This is a genomic window from Mesorhizobium sp. M7D.F.Ca.US.004.03.1.1, assembly GCF_003998635.1.
Classification (GTDB): Bacteria; Pseudomonadota; Alphaproteobacteria; order Rhizobiales; family Rhizobiaceae; genus Mesorhizobium; species Mesorhizobium loti.
Genome location: NZ_RZQG01001769.1, coordinates 1 through 477, shown reverse-complemented (window position 1 = coordinate 477; position 477 = coordinate 1). Strand labels below are relative to the sequence as shown.

Genomic DNA, 477 nt, shown 5'->3' with positions numbered 1-477 from the left:
TGTTGGGATCGGTCTCCAGCAGCAGGCCTTCGCTGATCCAGATCGGAACGACGCTTGCCGAAGGCACGACGATGTCGAAACCGGCGCCGCCCTGGCGGATCTTGGCAAGTGCAGTGTCGTTGGAATCGAAGTCGGTGACGGTGACCTTGACCTTGTAGGTCTCCTCGAACTTCTTGATCAGGTCGGGGCTGGTGTAGTTGCCCCAATTGTAGATGTTGAGCTCGCCCTCGGCACGGGCCACGCCCGTGACAGTCAGCAACGACAGCCCGATGGCCGTCGCGGTCAGTTTCCAGTTCATGCTCCATGCTCCCATTGTTGGGACCGGCGGCGTTACGGCCTCAGGTCCGTTTCCGGCTGACGAAAAAGAAAGCGGTGACGATGCCGATCGACAGCACCAGGAAGGCTGTCGAGATTGCATTGATCTCGGGTGTGACGCCGCGGCGGATCTGGCCGAGCATGTAGGTGGGCAGCGTGTCC

At 60.8% G+C, this 477-nt stretch carries 2 pseudogenes; both read right to left on the bottom strand.

What is annotated here, in order from left to right:
- A pseudogene (locus tag EN935_RS39950) lies at positions 1-298 on the bottom strand (putrescine/spermidine ABC transporter substrate-binding protein); the annotation flags it as partial.
- A 40-nt stretch (positions 299-338) separates the two neighbouring features.
- Positions 339-477 (bottom strand): annotated as a pseudogene (locus EN935_RS42665) (spermidine/putrescine ABC transporter permease PotC); the annotation flags it as partial.